This window comes from Simiaoa sunii, assembly GCF_014337175.1.
Taxonomy (GTDB): domain Bacteria; phylum Bacillota; class Clostridia; order Lachnospirales; family Lachnospiraceae; genus Acetatifactor; species Acetatifactor intestinalis.
Map to the genome: position 1 here is coordinate 1154612 of NZ_CP060633.1, position 22298 is coordinate 1176909.

Here is a 22298-nt window from a genome sequence, read left to right on the forward strand (position 1 = left end):
AGACATGCGAATTATCAAATCGTTTTTCATAGCGTTTTCCATGTATTCCAAGATCCCCATGCCACAGTTTCAGTGGAAGGACGAGGACATGCGGTACGCCCTCTGCTTTTTTCCATGGGTGGGTGCGGTGATCGGTGCTTTGTGGTATCTGTGGAAATGGTTCTGTGACCGGTTCGCGGTGGGAACCCTGTGCTATGCTGTGGTGGGGACGGCAATACCGCTTTTGGTCACCGGGGGCTTTCATGTGGACGGTTTTTTAGATACCTGTGATGCCCTGCATTCCTACCAGCCAAGAGACCGGAAGCTGGAGATCTTGAAGGACTCTCATATCGGGGCATTTGCGGTGATCATGCTTGCACTGTATGGACTGATTTTTCTGGGAGGATTCTCGGAGATCACGACACTGCGCATGCTTACTGTGACGGGCGCCGGATGCTTCCTGTCCAGAGTATTAAGCGGTATCGCAGTGGTGAGTTTCCCTTCGGCAAAGCAGGAGGGGACACTGTATCTGTTTGCGGATAAAGCCCACAAAAGGGTGGTAAAAAGTACTTTGTACGGACAGGGAATCCTTTGCATTTTATTTATGCTGTGGATATCTGTCGTGGCGGGAGGGCTCGCCGTGGCAGCAGCCCTGCTTAGCTTTGCGTATTATTACTATCGCAGCAAAAAAGAGTTTGGCGGCATCACCGGAGACACAGCGGGATACTTTGTGACACTCTGTGAGGGGTGTATGGTGGTTGTCGTGGCAATCGCGGAAAGGCTGATGTAATGATATTGATCATTGGTGGATTTGCCCAGGGAAAACTGCATTATGTGAAGCAGAGTTATGTACGCTGTGAGGATGGACGGAAAGTGGCTGTTTTGGATGGAACACTGGAACTGCCCGCAGAGACAGGCGCTTTGCAGGTGATCGTCAATCATCTGCACCACTATATCCGGGAGCAGCTGCGACAGGGAACCGCTCCGGAGGCAATGATAGAGCATTTCTGCAAGGAACATCCGGACTGCATTCTGATCTGTGATGAGATCGGCAACGGCATCGTCCCCATGGAAGCGGAGGAGAGAATTTACAGAGAGCGCACCGGAAGAATACTGGAACAGCTGGCAGCGCAGGCAGATGAGGTGGTGAGAGTCGTATGCGGAATCGGACAGAAGATCAAATAGAGATTCATCTTACCCTCATCCGGCACGGAGCGACGCTTTCTAATAAAGAGGGCCGGTATCTTGGGAAAACGGACGAAGCTTTAAGTCCGGACGGTATCAGGACACTGGAAAAATCCGTGACAGACAGGATCTACCCAATTGCCGACGTCCTGTTTTCCGGTCCCATGAAGCGGTGCCTTGAGACCGCACAGATCCTGTATCCGGGGCAGACTCCTATCTGTATCCCGGAATGGACAGAGATGGATTTCGGTGCGTTTGAGGGACATAATTATCAGGAACTTTCCGGAGATCCGGCATATCAGAGATGGATCGACAGCGGAGGTACCCTGCCGTTTCCGGAAGGAGAGAGCAGGGAAGAGTTTATCCGCCGAAGTGTTGCCGGATACGAAAAAATGGTATATCACATGAAAAGGATCTGGGAGAGAAGTGCTGCATCGGGGCAGAGGGATCGCAAGATACAAAATGCATCCGCGGTGGTTCACGGCGGAACGATCATGGCGCTGCTTGGTCATTTCCTCGGTGGAGAATATTTTGACTATCAGGTAAAATGCGGACAGGGTTACAGTGGCAGGCTGGCATTTAAGGCAGGCGGAGGAGCTCCGCAGTGGAAGGAATTTCGCCCGCTGTCGGAAGCTACAGTATCGGAAGCTGCAGTATCGGAACTTACAAAAGGAGAAACGAACGGATGAAATATCATATCCTGGCATTTGGAGCGGGATTTTTACTGGATCAGATCTTTGGCGATCCCTATTTTCTGCCACATCCCATCCGGGGAATCGGCTGGTTGATCGCGAAGACAGAAAAAGCACTGCGCAGTGGCAACCCACAGGAAGATTCCCCGGAGAGAGAGGCAGCGGAGCGTAGACAGGGGAAGCTTTTGGTGGCAATTGTTTTGCTGCTTACGGGAATGTTTACGGCATTGATCCTGGCGGGAGCATATGCACTTTATCCGAGGATCGGCATGGTGGTGGAGGCGGTCATGACCTATCAGATCCTGGCGGCAAGGTGTCTGCAGGTGGAGAGCGGAAAAGTATGGAAACATTTAAAGGCGGGGAATCCGGAGGCTGCCAGAGAGGCGGTATCCATGATCGTGGGAAGAGATACCCAGAATCTTACGGAAGAAGGAGTGGCGAAGGCTGCCATCGAGACTGTGGCGGAGAACACTTCCGACGGTGTGATCGCGCCGATGCTGTATACGGCACTGGGAGGGCCGGTGCTTGGATTTTTATATAAGGCAGTCAATACCATGGATTCTATGGTCGGCTATAAAAATGACAGATATCTGCACTTTGGAAGGGCGGCGGCGAAGCTGGATGATGTGGTGAATTTTCTCCCGGCGAGGATCAGCGCACTTTTGATGATCGTGGCGGCATTTCTCAGCGGAAAAAGCTATAACGGCAGGCAGGCATGGCGTATCTGGCACAGAGACAGCAGAAAGCACGCCAGTCCCAATTCCGCTCAGACGGAATCTGTATGTGCCGGCGCACTGGGAATACAGTTGGCAGGAGATGCCAGTTACTTTGGCAAAGTCGTGAAGAAACCCTATATCGGGGATCCGAAACGGCAGGTGGAATATGAGGATATCCGGAGAGCCAATCGTCTGATGAACCGGACGGCATGGATCTGTGAGCTGTTGTGCCTGGGAATCCTGACCTGGGTGGCAGCGGGCTGTGGATGGTTATAACACGGCGGCTGGCAATCTGTGAAGGAAAGCTCTAAAAAGAAAACAGGTTCAAGAAAAGAAATGAGGAAACAACAGATGCAGCAGAACATACATGGTGGTGACATATACAGCAGACCGGTACGGCTGGATTTTTCGGTAAACGGCAATCCCTTGGGAATGCCGGTGGAGGCAAGGCTTTCACTTTTAGCGGCTATCGATCATGTGGGGGAATATCCTGATGCCGCAGCAGGCGAACTGACAGAGACAGTAAATCATATGCTGTCGGTGCAAAGCGGCAGGGAAATTCCAAAGGAGTATCTGCTGTTTGGCAACGGGGCATCAGAACTTTTTCTGGCGATCGTACATGCACTTAAGCCGAAAAATATTGTGATCCCGGTGCCATCCTTTTACGGATATGAGTATGCGGCGAAGGCGGCAGACAGCCATATAAAATATGCATATCTGTCGGAGGAGACCGCATTTTGCCCGGGGAAGGAATTGTTACAGGAGCTGACGGCGGACATAGATCTGCTGTTTCTTGCAAATCCCAACAATCCCACAGGGCAGCTGCTGGGCAGGGAATATCTGCGGGAACTTTTGGAGCACTGCAGACAGCAGGGAATCATCGTAGTACTGGATGAATGTTTTATAGAGTTCTGTGAGACTGATAGAGAGCAGCCCAGGTCCCTGCTCGGGAAGATAGACCAGTATGAGAATCTGTTGCTGGTACGGGCGTTTACGAAAAGCTTTGCCATGCCGGGGGTGCGTCTGGGATATCTGGTGTGCAGTAATGAGGGGCTTCGGGAGAAAATCCGCAGACAGCTGCCGGAATGGAATCTGTCGGTGTTCGCCCAGAGAGCAGGCATCGTCTGTGCGGAGCAGGCGGAGCAATATCTGCAGGATACCGTGGAATATGTGAAAACCAAGCGGGCGTATCTTAGGGAAGGGCTGGAGGCACTGGGCATCCGGGTAGTGTCCGGAGAAGCGGATTTTCTGCTGCTCTACACCACACAGCCCATCTATGACAGGTTGCTTGCAAAAGGCATCCTGATCCGCAACTGTGAGAATTTCCGGGGACTGGGAGAGGGCTATTACCGGATCGCGGTGAAGAAGCAGGAAGAGAATGAAGTGCTGTTACGAGAACTTGCTATGGGAGACTGATTTATGGATAAAACGAACATCGAATATGTATTGCCGGAAGAGATCGAGATGCGAAGCTTTGAGATCATTGCGGCGGAACTGGCAGAGAGGGGAATCACGTTGCCTGCGGAGCAGGATATGATCACCAGACGGGTGATCCATACCAGTGCGGATTTCGATTATGCGGAGACGATGACCTATTCGGAAAATGCAGTGGAGATCGCCAAAAACCTGATAAAAAACGGTGCGGACATTGTGACGGATACGAATATGGCACTGGCAGGGATCAACAAAAAGGTGCTTGCTTCTTTTGGCGGCGAAGCCCATTGCTACATGGCAGACGCAGAGGTGGCAGCAATGGCGAAGGAACGCAGGACCACCCGGGCAGCGATCAGCATGGAACTGGCAGCAAAACGGGAAAAGCCGGTGATCTTCGCTGTGGGAAATGCACCTACGGCACTGATACAGATTTACGAGATGATGCAGGAGAGCAACTGGCGTCCGGCATTCGTCATCGGGGTTCCCGTGGGCTTCGTGAATGTGGAAGCCGCCAAGGAACTGATCCTTCAGACGGAGGTGCCCTATATCATCAACCGCGGAAGAAAGGGCGGCAGCAACGTGGCAGCAGCCATCTGCAATGCATTGTTGTATGAGCTGCGGAAGGAAAGGTAGAGGCATGCGGTATGGATTTACCACAGGAAGCTGTGCGGCAGCAGCGGCGAAGGCGGCTGCTTATATGCTGTTGACCGGCAGGGAGAAAACTAAGATCACCATAGAGACACCCAAAGGCATCCCCTATACGGCACAGATCCTTAGGATCTGTCGTAAGGAGCGGGAGGTCAGCTGCGCCGTGGAAAAAGACGGTGGGGATGATCCCGATATTACCACCGGGGCATTGATTTGCGCGAAAGTTTCGTTTCCGGAAGAAACAGGCGAGGAAGCCCTGGCCCGGGTCGTGATCGATGGCGGCTTCGGCGTTGGTCGTGTGACGAAACCGGGACTGGATCAGCCCGTGGGAAATGCAGCTATTAATCACGTCCCAAGAGAGATGATCGAACGGGAAGTATTACAGGTGTGTCAGGTACTGGATTATTGTGGAAGCTTGGCAGTGGAGATCTCTGTGCCGGAGGGCGAACATCTGGCAGAGCGGACATTTAATCCGAGACTTGGCATCGTGGGCGGCATTTCGATCCTTGGTACCAGCGGTGTCGTGGAACCCATGAGTACCCAGGCCATTTTAGATACGATCCGCGTGGAACTGCGGCAGCAGCGGGCACTGGGAAGAGAAGACGTGGTGATCTCTCCGGGCAATTATGGACTGGATTTTTTGAAAAATACCTATCACTATGATCTGGATAAAAGTGTAAAATGCAGTAACTTTATCGGTCTGACGATCGATATGGCGGTGGAAGAAGGCTTCAAACGTATGCTTCTTGCAGGACATATCGGAAAACTCATTAAAGTGGCGGGCGGTATTATGAATACCCATTCCAGAGAGGGTGACTGCCGGATGGAGCTGTTGACCGCCTTTGCCGTAAAATGTGGTGTGGCGGCAGTGGATGCTGCAAAGCTCCTGTCCTGTGTCACCACAGAGGAAGCCGTGCGGATCCTGGATGAGTGCGGCAGGAGACAGGAAGTCATGGATTATGCCATGGAGCGTATTTTATTTTATCTTGAGAAGCGGGCGCAGGGAAAGCTTGCGATCGAATGTATCATGTATGCCAATGATTTCGGTGCATTGGCGAAAAGTAAGGAGGCGGAGGAATGGTTTACTTTGTTGGCGCAGGAAGCGGAGCAGCAGATCTGATCACGGTGCGGGGCATGCACATGCTGCAACAGGCGGATGTCATCATCTATGCGGGATCGCTGGTGAACCCGGAGCTGTTAGAATATGCCAGAGCAGACTGTGAGATCCATAACAGTGCGCACCTGACCTTAGAAGAAGTGCTTAAGCTCATGCAGGAGGCACAGACGCAGGGGAAAATGCTGGTGCGTCTGCACACCGGAGAACCCAGCATCTATGGTGCGGTGCGGGAGCAGATGGATGCACTGGACGAGCTGGGAATCCCTTATGAGAGCTGTCCGGGAGTCAGTGCCTGCTTTGGTGCGGCGGCATCGTTAAATCTGGAATATACCCTGCCCGGTGTTTCCCAGACCCTGATCATCACCCGTATGGAAGGGCGGACCGGAGTGCCGCAGAAGGAGAGCATCGAAAGTCTGGCAGCCCATCATGCTTCCATGGCGATCTATTTAAGCACGGGAATGCTGCGGGAACTGAGCCACAGACTGATTTCAGGCGGTTATGCGAAGGACACCCCCGCAGCCCTTGTCTACAAGGCAACCTGGCCGGAGGAAGAGGCTTATATCTGTACGGTGGAGACACTGGCACAGGTAGCGGAAGAACATGGCATCAAAAAGACAGCACTGGTACTGGTGGGGGATGTTATCACCCATGGAAATTATCAGAAGTCGAGGCTGTATGCGGCGGATTTTACCACAGAGTTCCGTCAGGCAAAATGCTGTGCCATACAGGCAGAGGAAACGCAGGAGGGGCGGCGTGAAGATTAGTGTGATCAGCTTTACGGAAACAGGACAACAGCTTGCGGAGCGGATACGGGAGAGCATGGACGGGGAAACTGCGGTCACGCTCTATACCAAATGCTCCCGACTGGAAAAAAAGACGGTACCGGCTGTGGATGACAGCGATGCAGACACAATCTGCGTCAGGAACAGCCTGTCAGCGTGGGCGGGAGAGCAGATGACAGCCCGCCATGCACTTATATTCATCGGTGCCTGTGGGATCGCGGTCCGTGCCATTGCCCCCTGGATCATGGATAAACTGCACGACAGTCCGGTACTGGTGGCAGACGAGATGGGGAAGTATGTGATTCCCTTGTTGTCCGGACATGTGGGTGGAGCCAACGAACTGGCGGTCCGCCTGGCAGGAGCATTGGGTGCCATACCGGTGATCACCACAGCCACAGACTTACATGACAGTTTTGCGGTGGATATCTTTGCCAAAAGGAATGATCTGCGGATCTGCAATCGGGAGGGGATCGCCAAAGTGTCGGCAAAAGTACTGGCAGGCGAGGAAATTACCATGTCCGTACAGACAGGGCATCTGGCAGTGGATGAAACCATTCCGTCAGGGATCCGGCTGTGTGCGTATCCTCCTGTGGAAAAAGTGGATGTCCTGATTGCGGACGACACGGAAGAAACATTTCGAAAAGAGCCAGCAGAACTACTGCTGCAGCCGAAAAAATATATTCTGGGCGTGGGCTGCAAGAAGGATACGGACAGCGCAAAGCTGGATCTATTTTTGAAAAAAATACTGGAAGAACAGGGCATTGTCATAGAGCAGATTGCAGCATTGGCTTCTATTGACGTGAAAAAAGAGGAGCGATGCCTGCTGGAATTCAGTGAAAAATACAGGATACCGTTTTGGACGTATACAGCACAGGAATTACAGGCAGTGCCGGGAGAATTTCACGGTTCCGGGTTCGTAAAGACACAGGTGGGCGTGGACAATGTATGCGAGCGCGCCGCCCTGAAAGCAGCCGGGACAAGCGGATGGATCCTCTTAGGCAAGCAGGCACAGGATGGCATGACCGTGGCAGTTGCAGAGAAAACATGGAAAGAGCGGATTCGGATGTGGCTTTAAAAGGATAGAAAGAGGCAAAACGGATGAGTAACAGAATCTATATCGTGGGAATAGGTCCCGGCAGGGAAGAAATGATGACAGGAGAAGCCATCGCTGCGCTGGAGCAGGCAGATGTGATCGTGGGTTATACCGTATATGTCAAATTATTGGGAGAACGTTTTGCAGGGAAAAAACTGCTGACCACCCCTATGCGGCAGGAGACAGAACGCTGCGAACTGTGTTTTAGGGAGGCGGAAGCCGGGAAGCGGGTGGCATTGATCTGCAGCGGCGACGCCGGTATCTACGGCCTGGCATCGCTGATGTATGAGCTTGGAGAAGAACATCTCCAGACGGAACTGATCGTGATCCCCGGTATTACAGCGGCAAGCAGTGGGGCGGCGGTACTGGGAGCACCCTTAAACCATGATTTCTGTGTGATCAGCTTAAGCGACCTGCTGACTCCCTGGGAGAAGATCGAAAAGAGACTGCGGGCGGCAGCAATGGGAGATTTTGCCATGGCAATTTACAACCCTTCCAGCCACAGGCGAAAGGATTATCTGCAAAGAGCCTGTGATATTTTACTGGAAACCATAGAAGGGGAGCGCCCCTGCGGCTATGTGGAAAACATCGGCAGAGAAGGCACCCGGGCGGTGACCTGTACGCTGCGGGAATTAAGGGACCGGGAAGTCAATATGTTCACCACGGTATTTATCGGCAATTCGGAGACGGAGATCCTTAGGGACAAGTTGATCACAAAGCGCGGATATCATGTGGAGAATAACATACATTAAGTTCTCTTTGGGAGGAGAGCAGGATGAAAAAAATAGTAATTTTTGCGGGAACCACAGAAGGACGGCGGCTGTCGGAAATCCTGGCAGATGCCGGAATCACGCATACCGTATGCGTGGCAACGGAATATGGTGAGATCGTGATGCGGGAACAGACGGATGTGGAGGCGGCAGGGACAAAGGGGCAGCCACTCGTATCTCTTCACTGTGGCAGAATGGACCGGCAGCAGATGGAAGAATTTCTGCGTAACGAGGGTTATGAGATCGTAGTGGATGCCACCCACCCTTATGCCCAGGTCGTTACAGAGAACATACGGGACGCTGTGGAAACACAGTCTTCCATTTACCTGCGTCTGGAACGGGAAATTTCGGAGACTCCGGAAGCAGAGAATCCTGCCGTAAGTATCCGGTATTTTGAAAGCAATGCTGACTGTGCCAAAGCGCTGGAGAATACAGAGGGCAATATTCTGCTGACCACAGGGAGCAAGGAACTGCCGACGTATTGTGCCTCCGGAAGACTCCATGACCGCCTGTATGTGCGCATCCTTCCGGGCAGAGAGAGCCTGGAACTGTGCATGGAGCAGGGAATCAAAGGCAGACAGATCCTGGCATTGCAGGGACCTTTTTCCACAGAGATGAACGCTGCTATCCTGAAGCAATACGATATCCATCACATGGTCACGAAAAACAGCGGACGCACCGGAGGGTATCAGGAGAAACTGGAAGCTGCGAAAATTCTGGGGATCCCGGTGTATGTGATACAGCCTGTCAAGAAGGCTGTAGATACGTATTCTTTTGCGGAAATCTGTGGAAAACTGGAACAGCTCTGTGACTGTAAGCTCTCCGGGCAGGGCAGCATGGAGATCTGCCTCGCCGGAATCGGCATGGGCAGCAAAGACGGTCAGACACAAGAAGTGCAGCATGCGATCGAAACTGCAGATATCCTGCTGGGTGCGGAGCGCATGATCGAAAGATATTCTGCTAAAATCGAAAAAAGACCCTACTACATGACGGAGCAGATTCTGCCGTATCTGGAGCAATTACAGAAAAACGGTCTTACAGCACAGAAAGATCCCCTTCGGGTAACGGTCCTTTTTTCCGGGGATACCGGATTCTACAGCGGATGCAGGAAGCTGTATGTGGCATTGCAGGAAGCCGTTGCCGCAGGAGCGTTGAACGCAGGAGTACGGATCCTGCCGGGAATTTCTTCCGTGGCCACACTGGCGGCCCGAGTGGGAGAAAGTTATGAAGATGCGGCCATTTTGAGCATGCACGGCAAGAAGCTGAACCGGCTTTCGGCAACGGTGGAGAGCCATGAAAAGGTATTTTTACTGACCTCAGGAAGTGAGGACATCCGCAAGATCGGACATTTGCTTGCAGAAGCGGGACTGACAGACTGTGAAGTGATCGTAGGATATCAGCTGTCCTATCCGGAGGAAAGCATCCGGATCCTGACCCCGGGGCAGTGTGAGGAGATTACGGAGGAAGGGTTATATACCTGCCTGATCCGCAATCCTCACTGGCAACCGGAACGCCTGACCCATGGAAGAGCCGATACCTGTTTTCTGCGGGATGCTTCGGAAACCGAGGGAAAAATCCGCAGAACGCCAATGACAAAAGAAGAAGTCCGCGAGGTCAGCATCTGCAAGCTGCATCTGACAGAAAACGCCGTGGTCTATGACATCGGCAGCGGCACCGGATCCGTTGCCATAGAGATCGCCGGGGTGCCCGGAGGAGTGCAGGTCTATGCCATTGAGAGAAAGCCGGAGGCGGTGGAACTGCTTCGAAAGAACAGAGAGCATTTTCACATGGATAATATACAGATCATTGAAGCCCCGGCACCGGAAGGACTGGAAGAATTACCAGTGCCGACCCATGCCTTTATCGGCGGCAGCGGCGGTAGATTGCTGGATATTTTACAGGTTTTGTACCGGAAGAATCCCCATATGCGTATTGTGATCAATGCCATCAGCATGGAGACCATTGCAGAACTTAAGGAAGTGCTGGATACTTTTCCGATGGAGGAAGAGGAGATCCTGCAGATGCAGGTAAGCCGGGTGAAGAAGCTTTTAAGCTATCATCTGCCCCAGGCGGAAAATCCGGTGTGGATCTGCTCGTTTACGTTCCGGGAGACAGGAACGGATCCTATGGATAACACGAAGAAAACAAAACAAAACGCAGGGGAGACCGGAAACGGTAAGAATGGAGAAGTACAGAGATGACCGGAGCACAGAAAAAGAAGATACGCCGTATCATGATCGCTGCACCGAAGAGCGGCAGCGGCAAGACTACGATCACCTGTGGATTATTGCAGATTTTTAAAGAAAACGGTGAGGATATTTCTTCCTGTAAATGCGGTCCGGATTATATTGATCCTATGTTCCACAGACAGGTGCTGGGGGTGCCCTCTCGGAATCTGGATACCTTTTTTACCGGAGAAGAGGGCACCCGTAAGCTGTTTTTGAAGGATCGCAGAGAAGACGAGCTTGTGGTCATGGAAGGTGTTATGGGATTGTATGACGGGCTGGGCGGCATCCGTGAGGAAGGCTCCTCCTATCATCTGGCAAAGGTGACGCAGACCCCCATCCTGCTGGTGGTGGATGCAAAAGGCATGGGGAGATCGGTGATCCCTCTGATTGCCGGATTCCTGGCTTACGATAAGGCACATCTGATCCGTGGCGTGATCTTCAACCGGATGTCCGCAGCCTATTATGAGATACTGAAGCCCTTGGCAGAAGATGAACTGGGCATTGCGGTACTGGGGTATTTTCCGGAAAATAAGGACCTGCAGATCGCCAGCAGACACTTAGGCTTGTGCATGCCGGGAGAACTGGAAGACTTGCAGGGACAGATCCGTATGACAGCAGAGAGATTACGGGAGACCGCAGACATTTCAAAACTGTTGCAGATTGCAGAGGAAGCGGAGCCGTTGGAGGAAGAGACGGTAGTGGAAGATTCCGTAGAAACCAGCGAAGCAATACACCCACGGATCGCCGTAGCCCGGGATGAAGCCTTTTGCTTTTATTACGAAGAGAACCTGCGTCTGCTGGAACAGGCGGGCGCGGAACCGGTGTATTTTTCCCCGCTGCATGACAGAAACTTACCGGAAAACATTCACGGATTGTTACTGGGCGGTGGATATCCGGAACTGTATGCCGGACAGTTAAGCGAGAATGATGCCATGCGCACAGCGATCCGGAAGGCAGTCACAGACGGCCTGCCCACGGTGGCAGAGTGCGGCGGTTTTCTATACCTGCATACGACCCTGACGGACCGGGAAGGACATTCCTATCCCATGGCGGGAGTCCTGCCCGGTAAATGCTTCGACACCGGACACCTGGTGCGCTTCGGATACATTGAACTGGAAGAGAACAGCGGATATTTTATGCCTCGTGGCAGCCGCATCCGTGCCCACGAATTCCACTATTATGACAGTGAAGACAACGGCGCAGACTGCATCGCTACCAAACCCTCCACCGGACGAAATTATCCCTGCATCCACGTGGGAGAGAATCACTGGTACGGTTTTCCCCACCTCTATTATCCATCCTGCCCGGAGTTCGCGGAGCGCTTCGTGGAGAATGCAAAAAAATTCTCAAAAAGCGGAAAAGATATGTTATAATCGTAGTATCTTTTTTGCTCGGAGGATAAATCAATGGAAAAATCAAAGGTATATTTTACAGATTTCAGGACCCGTCTGGGAGAGGGGCTTCCCAGTAAGTTAAAGCGTCTGATGAAGGCGGCGGGGATTCAGAATATTGATATGGATCACAAATTTGTTGCCATCAAGCTGCACTTCGGAGAGCTGGGCAACCTGGGCTTCTTACGTCCGAATTATGCGAAAGCGGTAGCGGATGTGGTAAAGGAGCTGGGCGGTGTGCCTTTTCTGACCGACTGCAACACCCTGTACCCCGGCAGCCGTAAGAATGCCATCGAGCATATGTACTGTGCCTGGGAGAATGGTTTCACGCCACTGACGGTGGGATGTCCCGTGATCATTGGCGATGGACTCAAGGGAACGGATGACATCGAGGTACCGGTAGAAGGCGGCGAATATGTGAAGAATGCGAAGATCGGTCGTGCCATCATGGATGCGGATGTGTTTATTTCCCTGAATCATTTCAAAGGACATGAGACGGCGGGGTTTGGCGGTGCTATTAAAAACATCGGTATGGGCTGCGGCTCCAGAGCGGGCAAAATGGAGCAGCATGCGCAGGGCAAGCCGGAGATCGACGAGAGTCTGTGCCGGGGCTGTAAGCGCTGCATGAAGGAATGTGCCAATGATGGACTGGTATATGATGAGACCACACATAAGATGCACATTGATCATGAGAAGTGTCTGGGCTGCGGACGCTGCATTGGTGCCTGCAATTTTGATGCGATCCACAGCGGCTATGATGCGGCAACGAAAGATTTTAACTGCCGCATGGCAGAATATGCGAAGGCTGTCGTGGACGGCAGACCGAATTTCCATATCTCTCTGGTAGTGGATGTGTCTCCGAACTGTGACTGCCACTGCGAAAACGATGCTCCTATTCTGCCCAATATCGGTATGTTTGCATCCTTTGATCCCCTGGCGCTGGATCAGGCCTGTGTGGATGCCTGCCTGAAGCAGACACCGCTGCCGAACAGCCAGCTGACGGATGCCATGGCAAAAGAGGGATTTTGCGATCATCATGATCATTTTGAAAATACCACTCCCAATGCGGAGTACAAGACCTGCCTGGAGCATGCGGAGAAGATCGGCATCGGCAGCAGAGACTATGAACTGATCACGATTTCGTAAGCTTGAAAAGCGAAGAAATCGTTTATGAAGTAATTTTTGGAGAGGATGAACTTATGCGGCCAATGGTAAGCATCATTGTTCCGATATACAATGCGGAACAATATTTACGACGCTGTGTCGACAGCATTTTGAACCAGGAATATACGGATTATGAACTGCTGCTGGTCAATGATGGCAGTACGGATGCTTCCGGCGATATTTGTGAAGAGTACGGAGACAGAGATCCCAGAGTCATTGTGATCCAAAAGGAGAACACCGGAGTCTCCGACAGCAGAAACCGGGCGCTTGACCGTGCCCGGGGAAAATATCTGCAGTTCCTCGACAGTGACGACTGGATCACACCGGATGCCACCAGACTGTTCGTGCGGGCAGCTGAGGAGTACGGCTGTGACATGGTCATTTCTGACTTTTACCGCGTGGTGGGAGAGCGTCTGTCCCCCAAGGGAGACATCGAAGAGGAGGGCGTGCTCACCAGAGAAGAGTTCGCAGCACATATGATGGAGAATCCGGCGGATTTTTATTACGGTGTGTTGTGGAACAAGCTGTACCGCAGGGATATTGTGGAAGAGCATAAGCTACGCATGGATACGGATATCAGCTGGTGTGAGGATTTTATGTTCAATCTGGAATATATCCGCTATGCGAAAGTATTCTATGCCCTGCATGCGCCCATTTATTATTATGTGAAGAGGAAAGGCTCTCTTGCCAGTCAGGGCATTAATATCTCGAAGACTGTGAAGATGAAGCTGAATGTATTTGAGTACTACAATAACTTCTACAAACATGTTCTGGAAGAGGAAGATTATGAGAAGAACCGTCTGCAGGTATACCGTTTTTTTATCGATGCTGCGGGGGACGGCACCGTTCCGCCTTCAATCCTGCCCGGTTCCAAGAAGCTGGGAGACGAGAGAGTCTTTGTCAATACAGAGATCTTACAGGCGGAAGGACCTGCAGGAGAGGATTACCGTAAGAGAAAGTTATTAGAACATTATCTGGAGCCGGTGGCGTTAAAAGGAGATCTGAAGGTCATGGATGTGCGTCTGCTTTTGTGTCTGTGTGAAAAGCACGAATGGGACAGCAGACGGGAACTGGCGGATTTCGCCGGAATCACCCGGACGAATCTGACCAGCGGATTGCAGCGACTGACCATGAAGGGATTCCTGAAAGTAGAAGAGGTGAAGGAACCCAAGCCATCCAAAAAAGATAAGACGACCGGAAAAAATAAAATGAAAGCAGCGGAGATGGCAGAAACGAAGCGGAAGGGACGGGGAGGCAGGATCGCCGTGACGATTCTTCCGGCAGCAGATGCCGTTATGAAAGAACTGGAGATGGCACAGAGGGATTATGATGCTGCCAGATTCGCCGGCTTCACAGAGGAAGAACTCATTAAATATGCTGAGCTGTCTGAGAAGATCAAAGAGAATACAAAGAATATTTTATATTTTCTTAATTGACAGGGTAGTTTCTAAAAAGTTATGATAAGTAAGTATATAAGTATATATGATGTCGGGGTCAAAAGCCCCCGACTTTGATACCTACGGATTGCTTCGTGCTACGCACTACCACAATCCTACCCAATAATTCGCATATCGTGGGATTATCATCCCACTTTTATGCTCATATCGGGGCGGGTCATATATAGAAATGTGAGGGAAAGGAAGGTATTTGGATGAAGAAAAACGCAGAGTATATGTTGGAACATGCCGGCCTGTGCAGAGCGGCAGATAGATTGGAACCCCAGATGTTCGATGAGTATGGCGTGCAGAGGGGGTTGCGTGATAAGAACGGTAACGGCGTAGTCGCAGGCCTTACCAATATCTCCCGGATCGAATCCTTCAAAATGGAGGATGGCAAAAAGATACCCTGTGAAGGTAAGCTGTGGTATCGCGGTTATGACTGTATCGAACTGGTCAACGGATTCCGCGGGGATCATTTCGGATTCGAAGAAGTGGCTTATTTACTTTTGTTCGGTAAGCTGCCGAATCGTGACGAACTGAAGCATTTTAACGATATTCTGGCATCCAGCAGAACTTTGCCTACCAACTTCACCAGAGATGTCATCATGAAAGCTCCCAGCAGTGACATCATGAATTCCCTGACCAGGAGTGTTCTGACACTGGCTTCCTATGATAAAAATTGCAGCGATACTTCCATTGAAAATGTATTAAGACAATGTCTGGGACTGATCGCTGTGTTCCCTATGCTGGCAGTCTACGGCTACCATGCATATAATCACTATTCCAATGATGAGAGTATGTACATACATCGTCCGCAGAAGAAGCTTTCCACAGCAGAGAATCTGCTGATGATGCTTCGTCCCGACAAACAATATACCGAACTGGAGGCCAAAGTACTGGATACCGCACTGGTGCTGCATATGGAGCACGGCGGCGGTAACAATTCCACCTTCACTACCAGAGTCGTAACCTCTTCCGGATCCGACACTTATTCCGTAGTGGCAGCAGCGCTTTCTTCTCTGAAGGGACCCAAGCACGGTGGTGCCAATATCAAGGTCGTAGAGATGATGCGGGATATCGAAGCCCATGTGTCCGACTGGACTGATGAGGATGCGGTAAGAGTTTATCTGAACAAGATTTTGAATAAGGAAGCCTTTGACGGCAAGGGACTGATCTATGGTATGGGTCATGCTGTCTACTCTCTGTCCGACCCCAGAGCCCAGGTATTTAAGAGCTTCGTGGAGAAGCTGGCAGTAGCCAAGGGCAGAGACAAGGATTTCGCATTGTACTCCATGATCGAGCGGATGGCACCGGAGGTCATCTCCCAGAAGTCCAGGATCTATAAGGGCGTCAGCGCCAATGTGGATTTCTACAGCGGATTCGTATACAGCATGCTGGAGATCCCACTGGAATTATATACACCGATTTTTGCCATCGCAAGAATCGTGGGATGGAGCGCGCATCGTATTGAAGAATTGATCAATATGGATAAGATCATCCGTCCCGCTTATAAGAGCGTGATGCAGGAACTGGAATATGTTCCGTTGGATCAGAGATAAAAATAAAAAGGGACTGCGTATTTTTGCGCAGTCCTTTGATGATTGTTTAATGATCAGGAATAGATCTTACAGATAATGGATACGATCTCTTCAGCGGATTCCATGGAATTTTCCATGATCCAGGTGACGTAGATATTGTAGAGGGAACCGGAGAACGCACGAAGCGTGTAATAGAAATCCCGGCCTTTATCTTCCGTATAATAGGTATCAAGGATATAACTGTCCAGGGCCTGCAGCAGCAGATGCCCCAGTCCTGTGTTCACCAGGCAGGCAATGAATTCTCTGTAATGATCAAAGTATTCATAGCAGTGCAGCATATTGCGGTAGTCGTTATAATTGCCTTTATCAGGCCAGGCAGCGACATCCTGACGGTAGGCATCTACCAGATCCTTCAGATAACTGATGAAGATCTCGTCCATGGAGTTGTAATTGCGGTAATAAGTCATACGGGAGACTCCGGCCCGCTCGGTCAGCTCTGAGATGGTAATATTGGACAGAGATTTTGTCTGAAGCAGCTGCATCAAAGCCTGCACCATGCAATCTCTGGAAAATTGTTTGGAATGGTTCGTGGACATGGCAGATCACCTTCTTAATGTTTTCTACTGACAGTATAAAACGTAACACAATCCGGGAAAATACGCAAGGAAAGTTCCTCGCGGAAAGGAGCGGTATATGGCGGGAACAGTCATAGAATATTTAAAAAAATACGGAGATATTCCATTTTGCGAAAAACCTCTGAATGATGTGGACAGTCTGGCCTTATGCCAGCTTTCTTATCTGAAGTTCGACGGAATGGTCAGTGACGTACGTCACAACGGTCCTTCTGTGACGCTGCAGGAGATCGCCAAACGGCCGGATGTGGAGCAGCTGTTCGGAGATGTGCGTTTTGAAAAGGAGAACCGGGCACTGTTTGAAGGGCTGCTTAGCGGCAGACGCTTCCGGAATATGAAGCTGAATTGTTATATTAACCTGGTGGAAAAGGAGTGGGAGACCCAGTTCTCTGCGATTACCTTTATCCTGGATGACGGAACGCTGTTTTTGGCATTCCGCGGCACGGATGAGACTATTGTGGGGTGGAAGGAAGACTTTAATATGGCATTCCTGAATCCGGTACCGGGGCAGGAATACAGTGTAAAATATGTAAATATGGTCACCGGATGGCTGCATCAGCCCTTTTACATCGGAGGACATTCCAAGGGCGGCAACCTGGCGGTGTACAGTGCCATGAAATGTGCGCCCTTTGTACGGAAGCGGATCCAAAAGATATACAGTCTGGACGGACCGGGATTCCGGCCGGAGGTGCTGAAGGAATGTCATTACAATGCGATAGAAGACAAGGTGGTAAAGCTGCTTCCGCATTCTTCTATGATCGGGATGATCTTCGAGCGGGATATTCATTACCGCGTAGTGGAGAGTAAAAACCACGGTCTGCTGCAGCATGATCCTTTCTCCTGGCTGGTGAAGGATGATCATTTCGTGGATGTAGGCGATATCTATGAGAGCCAGAAGATCATGAACGAGGCTCTGAATGAATGGATCCTGTCCCTGAACGAGGAGCAGGTCCGTACCTTTGTAGACACACTTTATCAGGTGATCTCCGCATCACAGGCGGACGATCTGATCACTTTTACCGCAGATTGGAAAAAGAGTATGAATGCGGTAGTTACCGCATTGAAGGAAGTGGACGATCAGACCGCAGAGATGCTGCGTGGGATCATTCGTTCGCTGTTTGAGATAGCCAGGTGCAAGGTGAAGGAAGAACTGACCGCCACCAAAAAAACACGACACAGATTTAAAAATACGAAGCGAGCAGGGAAAGCAGAGGAAGTCCGGCCGGATCCGGCAGCCTCTCCGGATGCCACTGTAACCCAAGGATCGGCAGCTCGTCATGCTCCAAAGCTTCGGGGCAGCCATCGTCAGGGCAGACCTGGATGATCTTAAGGTGCTGACCTAAGCGGCCGATCCGTTGGTGATGAGCACTGTTGACGCGCATTTTGGCAGGAAAATACTTGAAAAGACGGGAATCATCTACCATAATAGTATCATGAAACACATCGCCGGAAGGGGAACTGTGCAGGCAGTCTTCGGGCATATCCTGTGTGATCGTACCGCCGAAGGCAACATTGATGACCTGCATGCCCTTGCAGATCCCGATGACAGGGATTCCGGCGGCAATCGCTATGTCGAGAGCCTGGAATTGCAGGATGTCCAGTTCGGTGTCAACAGTGCGGGAACCTTTGTTTTTTTCACCGAAAAAAGCAGGAGTGATATCTCCGCCGCCCGGCAGGATCAGAGCGTCGCAGGAAATGACCTCTCCGGGAACCAGAGTAGTCACGATCTGCGCGGGAAGTGCACGGAAAAAGGCTTCATAATTTCCTGTTTTGGACTTGCGCCCCAAAATGACTAATTTTGTCATATAATTTTCTGATACCTCATTTTTTTATAGTTAATATATGCCATAACTTTTGATTTTTGCATAGGACAAATTAGCAAAAATGTATCTTACACTTTTTTATAAATAGGAGTAAAATAGCAACGACCATGAGGGAGCGGAAACTCCTTCAGGGATGTTTACGGAAAGGAAGTGGTATTATGGAGGAATTGGCATCAGAACTGCTCAAAGAACTGAACTGTGATACGGCGTTTTCAATCAAGCTTCCGGCAGGTCTTCCACTGATCGGCGGAGTACAGCTGGATATTGCGGAATCGGTAGTGATCACATGGGTAGTCATGGCAGTCATTCTGATCTTGTCGATTATCCTTACAAGCAACCTCAAAGTACACAATGTCAGCAGACGACAGCTGGTGGCAGAGACGATCGTGACGAAGCTGGAAGGCATTGTTACGGGAATGATCGGAGAGGAAGGGAAACGGTATGTACCGTATCTGGTAAGTGTACTGTTATACCTGGGCATATCCAATATCATCGGATTGTTCGGTATGAAGCCCCCTACCAAGGATCTGAACGTAACGGCGGCACTGGCACTGATGAGTATCATCCTGGTGGAAGCAGCAGGCATCCGCAAAAAAGGCGTGGGCGGATGGATCAAGAGCTTCACCGAGCCTATCGCGATCGTAACACCCATCAATATCCTGGAGGTGTTCATCAAGCCCCTGTCTTTGTGTATGCGATTGTTTGGTAACGTTTTGGGAGCATTCGTTATCATGGAGCTGTTGAAGCTTCTGGTTCCGGTAGCATTGCCGGTACCCTTCAGCTTTTACTTTGATATTTTTGATGGACTGATCCAGGCGTATGTATTCGTATTCCTGACATCTATGTACATTAAGGAAGCCATTGAATAAGTAACTATTCACTAACAACACTTTTTTAAAACTAGGAGGATTCATTATGATAGCTATTGGAGCAGGTATTGCAGCACTGGCATGTATCGGAGCAGGTATCGGTATCGGTATCGCAACAAGTAAGGCAGCAGAGGCTGTGGCAAGACAGCCGGAAGCAGAGAGCAAGATCACCAAGATCTTACTGTTAGGTGGTGCGCTGGCAGAGGCAACCGCTATTTACGGATTCGTTATCGGTATCTTAATTATCTTATTCATGGCATAAGGAACGGTATAACGACGTAAGAAAGGATGAAAGCACATGCTGAGATTAGATATTAATATTGTATGGACCATCCTGAATCTGTTGATCATATTTGCCATTGTGAAGATCTTCCTGATCAAGCCCATCCACAAGATCCTGGATGCAAGACAGGCAGAGATCGATAAGCAATATGCAGATGCAAAAGCTGCACAGGACAGTGCCGAGGAACTCAAGACTAAGTACGAGGCATCCTTAAGCGGTGTCCAGGCAGAAAAGGAAGGCATCCTGAACGAGGCAAGAGGCAAGGCTAGCAACGAGTATGACCGTATCGTGGCAGATGCCCAGACCGAAGCAAAAAAGATCCTGGACAATGCCGATAAAAATGCCGCACTGGAAGAGCAGAAGCGTATCCAGCAGGCACAGGAGCAGATCGCCGGTCTGGTAGTGGAAGCTACTGCAAAGCTGGTGGCAGCCAAACAGAATGCAGATTCAGACAGAGAACTTTACAACCAATTTATAGCAAAGACAGGTGAAGAGATTGATTAGTACAGCTTTAGAATACGCAAAAAGATTGCGTGAACTGAATATCCCCGGAGACATTGTAGGTCAGACAGGCGATATCTTTAAAGCCGTACCGCAGGTGAAACTGGATTTCGAATCTCCTGCCGTGGCACTGTCTGCCAAGCACAATGTAATAGAAAAAGTATTTCCCTTACAGATCAGAGATTTCCTGAAGGTCCTGTGTGATAACGGAGATATCTATCTGTGGGATGATATCTGCACTGCGTATAGAGAACTCTCTCCCGAGAAAAAGGGTGAGTTCGTTGTGACCCTGTCCTATGTGACAGCACCGACAGAGGAGCAGTTACAGAATATCCGTGATTTTGTACAGAAGAAATATCACAGAGACGATATGGTCTTCGAGACGAAGGAAGACCCGGCTTTGGGCGGCGGTTTCATCATCCGTGCCGGTAACGAAGTCTATGACTGGAGTACCAATGGCCGTATGAAGCAGTTCGCAGACAAGCTTTCCCAGGTAGGTAAGACTGCCAGCGAGCAGGGGATCATCTCTATCCTGAAGGGTGAGATCGAAGATTTCCACCTGCAGGCACAGGAGCATGAGATCGGTTCCGTCAGCTGGGTAGGTGACGGTATCGCCAATGTCAATGGTATCGACCATGCTGAGTACGGTGAGATCGTTATCTTTGATTCCGGTGTCAAGGGAATGGTACAGGATGTCCGCAGGGATGAGATCGGATGTATCCTGTTCGGTCATGATACCGAGATCCGTGAGGGTACCAGAGTCGTTCGTACCGGCAAGAGAGCCGGTATCCCCGTAGGTGACGGATTCAAGGGCAGGATCGTGGATGCTCTGGGAGCACCCATCGATGGCGCAGGTCCCATTAAGGAAGAGGGGTATCGTCCCATCGAGCAGCCTGCTCCTTCCATCGTGGACAGACAGTCCGTAGGTGTACCTATGGAGACCGGTATTCTGGCAATCGATTCCATGTTCCCCATCGGTCGTGGACAGCGTGAGCTGATCATCGGTGACCGTCAGACCGGTAAGACCTCCATCGCCATCGACGCCATCCTGAACCAGAAGGGTAAGGATGTGGTATGTATCTATGTAGCCATCGGTCAGAAGGCATCCACCATTGCAAAGCTGGTAGGAACCCTGAAGAAGAACGATGCCATGGATTACACTATTATCGTATCCGCAACCGCCAGCGATCCTGCACCCCTGCAGTACATCGCACCTTATTCCGGTACGGCACTGGCTGAGTATTTCATGTATCAGGGCAAGGATGTTCTCATCGTATATGATGATCTGTCCAAGCATGCGGTAGCTTACCGTGCACTGTCCCTGTTACTGGAGCGTTCTCCCGGACGTGAGGCATATCCCGGAGACGTATTCTATTTACATTCCAGACTGCTGGAGCGTTCCGCAAGACTGAGCGCAGACAAGGGCGGCGGTTCCATTACCGCACTGCCGATCATCGAGACTCAGGCAGGCGATGTATCCGCATACATTCCGACCAACGTTATCTCCATCACGGACGGTCAGATTTTCCTGGAGAGTGATCTGTTCTTCTCCGGTATGAGACCCGCAGTCAATGTCGGTCTGTCTGTATCCCGTGTCGGCGGTGCCGCACAGACCAAGGCAATGAAGAAGGCAGCCGGAAGTATCCGTATCGACCTGGCACAGTTCCGTGAGATGGAAGTGTTCACACAGTTTGCATCCGATCTGGACAATGCCACCAAGGAGCAGTTACAGCACGGTCATGTATTGATGGAGCTGTTAAAGCAGCCTCTGTGCAGACCTTTAAGCATGGCAGAACAGGTTATGACCCTGTGTGCAGCCAACGGCAGAGTAATGCTGGACGTGCCTGTAGATCATGTGAAGGATTTCCAGATGCAGTTCTTAAGTTACATGAAGGAGCAGCACAGTGACATCGTTCGTCAGTTAGAGACCACCAAGGCACTGGATGACGAGCTGAATAAGCAGATCTGCGATGCAGCTGAGGAATTTAAAAAGGAATTTTTGCAAAAATAATAT

At 50.7% G+C, this 22298-nt stretch carries 21 protein-coding genes and 1 pseudogene; 20 read left to right on the plus strand and 2 right to left on the minus strand.

The features are described from left to right. Positions 1–4 precede the first annotated feature (4 nt). The 15 genes from H9Q77_RS05415 (at position 5) to H9Q77_RS05485 (ending at position 16197) form a co-directional block, all read left to right on the plus strand. Positions 5–769, plus strand: coding sequence for an adenosylcobinamide-GDP ribazoletransferase (locus H9Q77_RS05415; RefSeq protein WP_249326757.1), 765 nt, complete (start codon positions 5–7; stop codon positions 767–769). Next, entirely contained in the window at positions 769–1164 is a 396-nt protein-coding gene (locus H9Q77_RS05420) for a bifunctional adenosylcobinamide kinase/adenosylcobinamide-phosphate guanylyltransferase (RefSeq protein WP_249326758.1), read from the plus strand. The genes H9Q77_RS05415 and H9Q77_RS05420 overlap by 1 nt, the downstream gene beginning before the upstream one ends. Further along, entirely contained in the window at positions 1137–1853 is a 717-nt protein-coding gene (locus H9Q77_RS05425) for a histidine phosphatase family protein (protein WP_249326759.1), read from the plus strand. Before H9Q77_RS05420 ends, H9Q77_RS05425 begins: the two co-directional genes overlap by 28 nt. Then, positions 1850–2848 carry an adenosylcobinamide-phosphate synthase CbiB gene (gene cbiB / locus H9Q77_RS05430; protein ID WP_249326760.1) on the plus strand — a complete coding sequence of 333 codons (999 nt, stop codon included), beginning with the start codon at positions 1850–1852 and terminating at the stop codon, positions 2846–2848. The genes H9Q77_RS05425 and cbiB overlap by 4 nt, the downstream gene beginning before the upstream one ends. Positions 2849–2923: 75 nt before the next feature. Continuing rightward, on the plus strand, positions 2924–3988 hold the full coding sequence (locus H9Q77_RS05435) for a pyridoxal phosphate-dependent aminotransferase (RefSeq protein ID WP_249326761.1): 1065 nt from the start codon (positions 2924–2926) through the stop codon (positions 3986–3988). A gap of 3 nt (positions 3989–3991) precedes the next feature. Then, positions 3992–4639: a precorrin-8X methylmutase gene (locus H9Q77_RS05440; RefSeq protein ID WP_022154754.1), complete on the plus strand. Its 648-nt coding sequence runs from the start codon at positions 3992–3994 to the stop codon at positions 4637–4639. A 4-nt stretch (positions 4640–4643) separates the two neighbouring features. Beyond that, entirely contained in the window at positions 4644–5774 is a 1131-nt protein-coding gene (gene cbiD / locus H9Q77_RS05445; protein ID WP_249326762.1) for a cobalt-precorrin-5B (C(1))-methyltransferase CbiD, read from the plus strand. Next, positions 5732–6535, plus strand: coding sequence for a precorrin-4 C(11)-methyltransferase (cobM, locus tag H9Q77_RS05450; RefSeq protein WP_154494880.1), 804 nt, complete (start codon positions 5732–5734; stop codon positions 6533–6535). Before cbiD ends, cobM begins: the two co-directional genes overlap by 43 nt. Then, entirely contained in the window at positions 6525–7628 is a 1104-nt protein-coding gene (locus tag H9Q77_RS05455; RefSeq protein WP_249326763.1) for a cobalt-precorrin 5A hydrolase, read from the plus strand. The genes cobM and H9Q77_RS05455 overlap by 11 nt, the downstream gene beginning before the upstream one ends. Before the next feature lie 23 nt (positions 7629–7651). Beyond that, positions 7652–8398 (plus strand): precorrin-3B C(17)-methyltransferase, encoded by a 747-nt coding sequence (gene cobJ, locus H9Q77_RS05460; protein WP_249326764.1) that lies wholly within the window; start codon positions 7652–7654, stop codon positions 8396–8398. A 23-nt stretch (positions 8399–8421) separates the two neighbouring features. Continuing rightward, complete coding sequence (gene cobK, locus H9Q77_RS05465; RefSeq protein ID WP_249326765.1) at positions 8422–10617, plus strand: precorrin-6A reductase; 2196 nt, start codon at positions 8422–8424, stop codon at positions 10615–10617. After that, positions 10614–12017 carry a cobyrinate a,c-diamide synthase gene (locus tag H9Q77_RS05470; protein WP_249326766.1) on the plus strand — a complete coding sequence of 468 codons (1404 nt, stop codon included), beginning with the start codon at positions 10614–10616 and terminating at the stop codon, positions 12015–12017. Before cobK ends, H9Q77_RS05470 begins: the two co-directional genes overlap by 4 nt. 33 nt (positions 12018–12050) lie before the next feature. Continuing rightward, positions 12051–13181: a DUF362 domain-containing protein gene (locus H9Q77_RS05475; RefSeq protein WP_249326767.1), complete on the plus strand. Its 1131-nt coding sequence runs from the start codon at positions 12051–12053 to the stop codon at positions 13179–13181. A gap of 53 nt (positions 13182–13234) precedes the next feature. Beyond that, positions 13235–14635 (plus strand): glycosyltransferase, encoded by a 1401-nt coding sequence (locus tag H9Q77_RS05480; protein ID WP_249326768.1) that lies wholly within the window; start codon positions 13235–13237, stop codon positions 14633–14635. A 215-nt stretch (positions 14636–14850) separates the two neighbouring features. Next, positions 14851–16197 carry a citrate/2-methylcitrate synthase gene (locus H9Q77_RS05485; RefSeq protein WP_022154744.1) on the plus strand — a complete coding sequence of 449 codons (1347 nt, stop codon included), beginning with the start codon at positions 14851–14853 and terminating at the stop codon, positions 16195–16197. A gap of 53 nt (positions 16198–16250) precedes the next feature. On the opposite strand, the gene H9Q77_RS05490 is transcribed toward H9Q77_RS05485, so the two are convergent. Continuing rightward, positions 16251–16772, minus strand: coding sequence for a TetR/AcrR family transcriptional regulator (locus H9Q77_RS05490; protein ID WP_249326770.1), 522 nt, complete (start codon positions 16770–16772; stop codon positions 16251–16253). Between the two features lie 370 nt (positions 16773–17142). On the opposite strand from H9Q77_RS05490, the pseudogene H9Q77_RS05495 reads away from it, so the two are divergent. Then, positions 17143–17727: pseudogene (locus tag H9Q77_RS05495) on the plus strand (Mbeg1-like protein); the annotation flags it as partial. A gap of 262 nt (positions 17728–17989) precedes the next feature. Here H9Q77_RS05495 and H9Q77_RS05500 read toward each other — a convergent pair. After that, positions 17990–18613, minus strand: a complete 624-nt coding sequence (locus H9Q77_RS05500; protein WP_249326771.1) for a gamma-glutamyl-gamma-aminobutyrate hydrolase family protein — start codon at positions 18611–18613, stop codon at positions 17990–17992. Positions 18614–18789: 176 nt separating this feature from the next. On the opposite strand from H9Q77_RS05500, the gene H9Q77_RS05505 reads away from it, so the two are divergent. The 4 genes from H9Q77_RS05505 to atpA are packed head-to-tail and all read left to right on the plus strand — an operon-like array spanning position 18790 to position 22295. Beyond that, on the plus strand, positions 18790–19500 hold the full coding sequence (locus H9Q77_RS05505; RefSeq protein ID WP_118546405.1) for a F0F1 ATP synthase subunit A: 711 nt from the start codon (positions 18790–18792) through the stop codon (positions 19498–19500). Between the two features lie 46 nt (positions 19501–19546). Next, positions 19547–19762 carry an ATP synthase F0 subunit C gene (atpE, locus tag H9Q77_RS05510; RefSeq protein WP_022154739.1) on the plus strand — a complete coding sequence of 72 codons (216 nt, stop codon included), beginning with the start codon at positions 19547–19549 and terminating at the stop codon, positions 19760–19762. A 36-nt stretch (positions 19763–19798) separates the two neighbouring features. Further along, entirely contained in the window at positions 19799–20287 is a 489-nt protein-coding gene (locus H9Q77_RS05515; protein ID WP_118546406.1) for an ATP synthase F0 subunit B, read from the plus strand. After that, on the plus strand, positions 20280–22295 hold the full coding sequence (gene atpA / locus H9Q77_RS05520; protein WP_118550598.1) for a F0F1 ATP synthase subunit alpha: 2016 nt from the start codon (positions 20280–20282) through the stop codon (positions 22293–22295). Before H9Q77_RS05515 ends, atpA begins: the two co-directional genes overlap by 8 nt. The last annotated feature ends 3 nt before the right edge of the window (positions 22296–22298 follow it).

What these genes read in the sequence shown, in the direction of transcription:
- H9Q77_RS05480 (WP_249326768.1), top strand. Translation starts at nt 13,235, where the DNA reads ATGCGGCCAATGGTAAGCATCATTGTTCCGATATACAATGCGGAACAA.
- H9Q77_RS05485 (WP_022154744.1), top strand. Translation starts at nt 14,851, where the DNA reads ATGAAGAAAAACGCAGAGTATATGTTGGAACATGCCGGCCTGTGCAGA.
- H9Q77_RS05435 (WP_249326761.1), top strand. Translation starts at nt 2,924, where the DNA reads ATGCAGCAGAACATACATGGTGGTGACATATACAGCAGACCGGTACGG.
- cbiB (WP_249326760.1), top strand. Translation starts at nt 1,850, where the DNA reads ATGAAATATCATATCCTGGCATTTGGAGCGGGATTTTTACTGGATCAG.
- cobM (WP_154494880.1), top strand. Translation starts at nt 5,732, where the DNA reads ATGGTTTACTTTGTTGGCGCAGGAAGCGGAGCAGCAGATCTGATCACG.
- cbiD (WP_249326762.1), top strand. Translation starts at nt 4,644, where the DNA reads ATGCGGTATGGATTTACCACAGGAAGCTGTGCGGCAGCAGCGGCGAAG.
- atpE (WP_022154739.1), top strand. Translation starts at nt 19,547, where the DNA reads ATGATAGCTATTGGAGCAGGTATTGCAGCACTGGCATGTATCGGAGCA.
- H9Q77_RS05470 (WP_249326766.1), top strand. Translation starts at nt 10,614, where the DNA reads ATGACCGGAGCACAGAAAAAGAAGATACGCCGTATCATGATCGCTGCA.
- H9Q77_RS05505 (WP_118546405.1), top strand. Translation starts at nt 18,790, where the DNA reads ATGGAGGAATTGGCATCAGAACTGCTCAAAGAACTGAACTGTGATACG.
- H9Q77_RS05490 (WP_249326770.1), bottom strand. Translation starts at nt 16,772, where the DNA reads ATGTCCACGAACCATTCCAAACAATTTTCCAGAGATTGCATGGTGCAG.
- H9Q77_RS05425 (WP_249326759.1), top strand. Translation starts at nt 1,137, where the DNA reads ATGCGGAATCGGACAGAAGATCAAATAGAGATTCATCTTACCCTCATC.
- H9Q77_RS05515 (WP_118546406.1), top strand. Translation starts at nt 19,799, where the DNA reads ATGCTGAGATTAGATATTAATATTGTATGGACCATCCTGAATCTGTTG.
- cobK (WP_249326765.1), top strand. Translation starts at nt 8,422, where the DNA reads ATGAAAAAAATAGTAATTTTTGCGGGAACCACAGAAGGACGGCGGCTG.
- cobJ (WP_249326764.1), top strand. Translation starts at nt 7,652, where the DNA reads ATGAGTAACAGAATCTATATCGTGGGAATAGGTCCCGGCAGGGAAGAA.
- H9Q77_RS05415 (WP_249326757.1), top strand. Translation starts at nt 5, where the DNA reads ATGCGAATTATCAAATCGTTTTTCATAGCGTTTTCCATGTATTCCAAG.
- H9Q77_RS05420 (WP_249326758.1), top strand. Translation starts at nt 769, where the DNA reads ATGATATTGATCATTGGTGGATTTGCCCAGGGAAAACTGCATTATGTG.
- H9Q77_RS05440 (WP_022154754.1), top strand. Translation starts at nt 3,992, where the DNA reads ATGGATAAAACGAACATCGAATATGTATTGCCGGAAGAGATCGAGATG.
- H9Q77_RS05475 (WP_249326767.1), top strand. Translation starts at nt 12,051, where the DNA reads ATGGAAAAATCAAAGGTATATTTTACAGATTTCAGGACCCGTCTGGGA.
- H9Q77_RS05500 (WP_249326771.1), bottom strand. Translation starts at nt 18,613, where the DNA reads ATGACAAAATTAGTCATTTTGGGGCGCAAGTCCAAAACAGGAAATTAT.